The sequence below is a fragment of the Streptomyces sp. GC420 genome, from assembly GCF_009916105.1.
GTDB lineage: Bacteria > Actinomycetota > Actinomycetes > Streptomycetales > Streptomycetaceae > Streptomyces.
Genome location: NZ_JAAAXQ010000435.1, coordinates 1 through 5,869 on the forward strand (window position 1 = coordinate 1; position 5,869 = coordinate 5,869).

Annotated in this window: 7 protein-coding genes; 6 read left to right on the forward strand and 1 reads right to left on the reverse strand. The window is 72.3% G+C overall.

What is annotated here, in order from left to right; all coding sequences use genetic code 11:
• On the reverse strand, nucleotides 1–298 hold a 298-nt coding region (locus GUY61_RS33335), incomplete at its 3' end, for an ATP-binding protein (protein WP_166634062.1).
• A 205-nt stretch (nucleotides 299–503) separates the two neighbouring features.
• Here GUY61_RS33335 and GUY61_RS33340 point away from each other — a divergent pair.
• The 6 genes from GUY61_RS33340 to GUY61_RS33365 form a co-directional block, all read left to right on the forward strand.
• Nucleotides 504–1,346 (forward strand): hypothetical protein, encoded by an 843-nt coding sequence (locus tag GUY61_RS33340; RefSeq protein WP_166634063.1) that lies wholly within the window; start codon nucleotides 504–506, stop codon nucleotides 1,344–1,346.
• 160 nt (nucleotides 1,347–1,506) lie between these two features.
• A complete protein-coding gene (locus GUY61_RS33345) occupies nucleotides 1,507–2,265 on the forward strand; it encodes a YcnI family protein (RefSeq protein ID WP_166634064.1) in 759 nt (252 codons plus the stop codon).
• 156 nt (nucleotides 2,266–2,421) lie between these two features.
• Nucleotides 2,422–3,084 carry an SCO family protein gene (locus tag GUY61_RS33350; RefSeq protein ID WP_166634065.1) on the forward strand — a complete coding sequence of 221 codons (663 nt, stop codon included), beginning with the start codon at nucleotides 2,422–2,424 and terminating at the stop codon, nucleotides 3,082–3,084.
• A 23-nt stretch (nucleotides 3,085–3,107) separates the two neighbouring features.
• Nucleotides 3,108–3,572 carry a copper chaperone PCu(A)C gene (locus tag GUY61_RS33355; protein ID WP_166634068.1) on the forward strand — a complete coding sequence of 155 codons (465 nt, stop codon included), beginning with the start codon at nucleotides 3,108–3,110 and terminating at the stop codon, nucleotides 3,570–3,572.
• A 14-nt stretch (nucleotides 3,573–3,586) separates the two neighbouring features.
• Nucleotides 3,587–5,674: a copper resistance CopC/CopD family protein gene (locus GUY61_RS33360; protein WP_166634066.1), complete on the forward strand. Its 2,088-nt coding sequence runs from the start codon at nucleotides 3,587–3,589 to the stop codon at nucleotides 5,672–5,674.
• Nucleotides 5,675–5,682: 8 nt separating this feature from the next.
• Nucleotides 5,683–5,869: hypothetical protein (locus GUY61_RS33365; RefSeq protein WP_166634067.1), on the forward strand; the 187-nt coding region annotated here is incomplete at its 3' end.

Here is a 5,869-nt window from a genome sequence, read left to right on the forward strand (position 1 = left end):
GGCCGGGGGAGCCCGCGAACCCGGGTCCGGAGTCGGCCACTTCGATGCGGCACTTCTCGCCGTCCAGATAGGCCGTCACACGGTACGCACCGCAGGAGCCGGCCTGCGCCGGCCCGCCGTCCTCGCCGCATCCGCCGTGCTCGACGGCGTTGGCACAGGCTTCACTGAGCGCCAGCGAGAGGTCGTAGGAGATGTCGGGGTCGACACCGGCCGTCTCCATCGTGCCGAGCAGCAGGCGCCGTGCGAGCGGGACGCTGGCAGCCTCGCGCCGCAAGTGGAGGGACCACCAGATGCTCATGCTCCAGCCTCCTGGCTGCGGCTCGACATACCCCTACGTATTGCCACGTGCACCGGTGTGTAAGCACCGTGTTGACGTGACATCCCTCATTCGGCGGATGTGTGGGCCGCATATTCCGGTGTAGAGCCGCGTCCGGAGGTACCTGTGAGGTCCATGCGCCCCTGGAGCAATGATCGCGGAGGCCGGGTGCGATGATGGCCCGGCCATGTCTCGCCCGTCCTCGCCGAAGCGCGCCGGAGCCGATCTGCGGCTGCTGAGGGCCGCGGTGTTCACCGCGGTCTGCGTCGCGCTGTCCGCGGCCGGGCATGTGCTGGCGTCCTGCGAGAGCGTGCCGATGTGGTCGCTCGGCCTCGCGGCGCTCACCGTTTTCGGCGTGACGCTGCCGCTCGCCGGACGGCGGCGTTCGCTGCCGGGCATCGCCGCGGTGCTGGCCGCTGGACAGCTCGTCCTGCACGGTGTCTTCGGGTACGCCCAGCAACTCGGCCAGCAGCAGGAGACGGCCGCGAGCACGGCCGACGCCTCGCTCGTGGCGCAGGCCGCGCGGCTCGTCTGCGGGGTGGGAGCCGCTCCGCTGAGCCCCACCGAGGCGTACCGCGTCCTCGCCTCCGCCGGCCTCGACCCGCAGGGCGCACCCGCCGCCGTGCACACGCACGCCCCGGCGGCCGCCACGCAGGGACTGGACACCCTGCTGCCCTCCCCGCCCATGCTGCTCGGCCACCTCCTGGCGGCGCTGGTCGCCGGCTGGCTGCTGCGCCGCGGGGACCTCGCGCTGCTGCGGGCCGCGGAACTGTCCGCGCACGGTGCCCAGGGTGTCGCCGAGGCCGCGCTGGTGCGGGCCCTGCGGGGCGCCCTGTCCCTCGTGCGGGCCCTGCGCTCCGGACTGCCCGGAGCGCCCGAGTGCGGCCCGCGCCCGCCGCTCGCCCACCGGTCCGCGGCGCCCCCGCCGCAGCGCCCGGCACTCCACCACTCGGTGATCAGACGCGGTCCGCCCGTCACCGCGGACCCCTGCGTCCCGTACGCGGCGCCCCGGTACGCACTCGCGGCCTGACACGGCGCGCACTTCGGCACTCCGGCCTCTCCTCCGGTCCCCCCTCACGGGACGTCCGGCTCCGGGTTCGGACGTCGAGTGGGCCGTGCCGCGTCGGCGTACGCGCACGCGCACCCACTCACGTCCACCGTTCCCGCACTTGTCTGGAGTGTCCTCGAACATGTCTGTCTCACGCCGCCGTCTCTCCCTCGTCGCCGGTACCGCCGCCGGAGCCGTGCTGTTCCTCTCCGGCCCCGCCTTCGCGCACGTCTCCGTGCAGCCGGGCGAGGCCGAGAAGGGCGGCTACGCCACCATCAACTTCAAGGTGCCGAACGAGCGGGACGACGCGTCCACCGTGAATCTGGAAATCAGCTTCCCGACGGACCACCCGCTCGCCTCCGTGATGCCGCAGCCCGTGCCCGGCTGGGACGTGAAGGTCACCAGGTCGAAGCTGGACAAGCCCGTCGAGATCCACGGAAGCAAGATCGACGAGGCAGTCACCAAGGTCACCTGGAGCGGCGGCAAGATCGCCCCCGGGCAGTTCCAGCAGTTCCCGCTCTCCGTGGGCCAGCTGCCCGAGGACGCCGACCAACTGGTCTTCAAGGCCATCCAGACGTACGACAACAAGGAGGTCGTGCGCTGGATCGAGGAGACGGAGGAGGGCGGCGAGGAGCCGGAGAGCCCCGCTCCCGTCCTCAAGCTGATCGAGGCCGCCGACGCCGGCCACGGCCATGACGCGGACTCCGCCGAGGACGCGGACGACACGGACAAGAACGCCGGCACCACGAGCGCCGACGGCTCCTCGCACGACGAGGAGACCTCCGCCGCCGGCAGTGACAGCAGTGACACCACCGCCCGCGTCCTCGCCGTCGTGGGCATCGTCGTGGGCGCGGCCGGAGTCGCCTTCGGCGTTCTCGCAGGCCGCCGCCGCTCTGCCTGAGGGCCCGGCAGCCCCGCCGCCCGACGCCGGCAGCCCGGTCCCCCGGACCGGGCGGTCGCCCGACCGCGGCAGCCCCTCCCCCGGGAGCGCCGGGGCCTCGTACACCGTGCGAGGCCCCGGCGCCCTCCCCGGCTTCACCCTTTGGACACAGCCACCATGCGCAACAAGATCACCCTCGCCGCCGTCGCCCTGACTGCCGCGGCGGCGCTCACCCTCTCCGCCTGCGGTGGCGGCGAGGACGGCCGGGACGACACCGGCAGAGCCCCGACCGAGGTGTCGGCCACGCTCGACAAGGCCGCAACCGTTCTCGACAGGCCCTTCGACAAGCCGCCGCTGATCCTCACCGACACCAAGGGCGAGACGTACGACTTCGTCAAGGAGACCCGGGGCAGGCCGACCCTGATCTACTTCGGGTACACCAACTGCCCCGACGTATGCCCCCTGACGATGAGCAACATCGCCATCGCCAAGAAGGCGCTCCCCAGGGCCGACCAGGACAGGCTGCGGGTCGTCTTCGTCACCACCGACCCCGAGCGCGACACTCCGGCCTCCCTCGGCAAGTGGCTCAAGGCCCAGGACCCCGAGTTCATCGGGCTCACCGGCGACTTCCCCACCATCCAGGCGGGCGCCCGGCGGCTCGGCATCCACATCGAGCCCGCCACCAAGGAGAAGGACGGCAAGGTCAACTCCATGCACGGCACCCAGGTCGTCGCCTTCTCCCCGAAGACCGACAAGGGCTACGTGCTCTACGGCGAGGACGCCACCGCCGACGACTACACCCAGGACCTGCCCGAGCTCGTCGAAGGAGCCAAGCCGTGAACCGCCGCACCACCCTCGCCACCGTGAACCGCCGCACCACCCTCGCCACCGCCCTGGTCCTCGCCACCGGCCTCGCGCTGGCGGGCTGCTCCGCCTCCGACGGCCAGGACGGCGGCGAGCCGGACCTCAAGGTCAGCGGCGCCTACATCCCCCAGCCCGTCACCGACGGCATGGCCGGCGGCTTCCTCGTCATCAGCAACCACGGGGACGGCGCCGACAGGCTCACCGGCGTCTCCAGCGACATCGCCGACGACGTCACGATCCACAAGACCGAGAACCAGCGGATGGTCGAGGTCTCCTCCTTCGCAATCCCCGCACACGGCGAACTCGTACTCGAGCGCGGGGGCAACCACATCATGTTCATGGATCTCAAGAAGAAGCCGCTCGAGGGCGAGAAGGTGTCCGTGGAGCTCCGGTTCGAGAAGGCCGACCCCATCGAGGTCGACGTTCCCGTGAAGGAAGCCACCTACAACCCGAAGCAGGACTGAGGGACTGACGCGTGATGACGGCCACCGCCCCCCGCCCCGGACCACAGGCGCCACCGCTGGTGCGCCTCCTGCTCCTGGTGACCGCGGTCACCTGCGCACTGCTCGCCGGCGCCCCGCCGGCCGGCGCGCACGCCGCGCTGATCTCCAGCAATCCCCCGGACGGAGCGGTGGTCCAGGAGGCCCCCGAGCGGGTCACCCTCGACTTCTCCGAGAAGGTCGCCCTCTCCGACGACTCGGTCCGCGTGATGGACCCGGACGCCAAGCGGGTCGACACCGGCAAGGTTGAGGACCTCGGCACCGAGGGCTCCGTCCGGTACGGGGTGCAGCTGAAGCCGGATCTGCCCGACGGCACCTACACCGTCGCCTGGCAACTCGTCTCGGCCGACAGCCACCCCGTCTCGGGTGCCTTCACCTTCTCCGTCGGCGCCCCCTCGGCCACCACCGTGAGCCTGCCCGAGCAGGAGGCGGGCGGCGGACTCGTCGGCTTCCTCTACGACATCGCGCGCTACACGTCGTACGCCGGTTTCCTGGTCCTCGTCGGCGGGGCGGCCTTCGTGCTGGCCTGCTGGCCCGGCGCCGCGGCCGTGCGGTCCGTGCAGCGGTTGGTCGTCCAGGGCTGGATCGCCCTGACCGGCGCGACGATAGCCACACTGCTGCTGCGCAGCCCGTACACCGGCTCGGGCAAGCTCGCCGACGCGCTCGACCTGGCGGGGCTGCGGGACGTCCTGGAGACCAAGACCGGGGCGGCGCTCGTGTCCCGGCTGCTGCTGCTCGCCGCGGCGGCCCTCTTCATCGCCGTGCTCTTCGGCGCGTACGCGCGGCAGGGCGAGGACCGGGACGGCGCGGGCGAGGGCGAGGAAGAGACCGCGGAGGACCGCGAGTCCCGCCTCGACAGAAAGGACCTGACCTTCGGACTGGCGGTCGGCGGAACCGTCGTCGCCGCAGGACTCGCCGCGACCTGGGCGCTGTCCGAACACGCCTCGGCCGGCATCCAGCCGGGCGTCGCCATGCCCGTGGACGTGCTCCACCTGCTCGCCGTCGCCGTCTGGCTGGGCGGGCTCGCCTCGCTCCTCGCCGCGCTGTACCGGGGGCCCTCCGTGCCCAGGACCGCGGTGCGGCACTTCTCGCGGCTGGCCTTCGGCAGCGTCGTCGTGCTCGCGGCGACCGGCCTCTACCAGTCCTGGCGGCAGGTCGGCTCGTGGTCGGCGCTGACCGGTACCTCGTACGGGCAGCTGCTGCTCGTGAAGATCGGGCTGGTCGTCCTCCTCGTCGGCATCGCCTATCTGTCACGACGCTGGACCGCCCGAATCGGCGAGGAGGCACAGGCCCACACCGAGCCGGCGGCCGGAGACAGGGACGCCGAGGAAGCCGGCGAGGCCGGGCGGGACGAGGTGGAACGGGCCAGGACCGGGCGGGACGAAACCGGGCGGGACAAGGCCGAGAAGAAGGTCACCGTCCCCGAGGCAGCCGCAGCGACCGCTTCCGCCCCGTCCGCCTCCGCGGCCGCTCCAGCCTCCTCCGAGGCCCCGGGCCGGGCGGCCCAGCTCGCCCGCCAGCGGGCCGCAGCCGATCTCGCCCGCAGGAAACGGATCCGCGACGCCGACCCCCACCGCACCGGCCTGCGCCGTTCCGTACTCGCCGAGGCGGGAGTCGCCGTCGTCCTGCTCGCCGTAACGACGGTGCTGACCAGCACGGAACCCGGCCGCACGGAAGAGGAGACCGCCAAGGCGACCGCGGGGCTCTACACCCCCAGTGCCTCCGGGCCAGTCACTCTCGCCCTGCCCTTCGACACCAAGGGCGAGGACGGCAAGGGCACGGTCAAGCTGTTCTTCGAACCCGGCCGGGTCGGCGGGAACACCCTGGACGTCCGTATCGTCCGGCCCAACGGGCGGCCGCTGGACGTCCCCGAGGTGAAGGTGTCGTTCACCCTCGAATCGAAGGGCATCGGCCCGCTCCCCGTCACTCCGGACCGGATCGGAACCGGCAACTGGACGGCCACCGGCGTCCAGATCCCGCTGGCGGGCGAGTGGAAGATCGCCGTAACCGTCCGCACGTCGGACATCGACCAGGTCACCATTGACAAGACCGTGCAGATCGGCTGACAAGCACCATGACTGAGCAGATGGACCACACGGACCGGAACGGATCGGCCAACCCGCGGGACGCCCTCCAGGAGACCGCCGGGGACGACACGACCGCCGGGGACGACAGGGGCGCCGCGGCAGGTCACCCGGCCGGCATCAGCCGTCGGCGACTGCTGGGCACCGCCGCGGTCCACGATGGAGGCGACGTACCGC

Coding starts and splice junctions, on each gene's coding strand:
- GUY61_RS33340 (WP_166634063.1), top strand. CDS start 504: ATGTCTCGCCCGTCCTCGCCGAAGCGCGCCGGAGCCGATCTGCGGCTG.
- GUY61_RS33350 (WP_166634065.1), top strand. CDS start 2,422: ATGCGCAACAAGATCACCCTCGCCGCCGTCGCCCTGACTGCCGCGGCG.
- GUY61_RS33345 (WP_166634064.1), top strand. CDS start 1,507: ATGTCTGTCTCACGCCGCCGTCTCTCCCTCGTCGCCGGTACCGCCGCC.
- GUY61_RS33360 (WP_166634066.1), top strand. CDS start 3,587: ATGACGGCCACCGCCCCCCGCCCCGGACCACAGGCGCCACCGCTGGTG.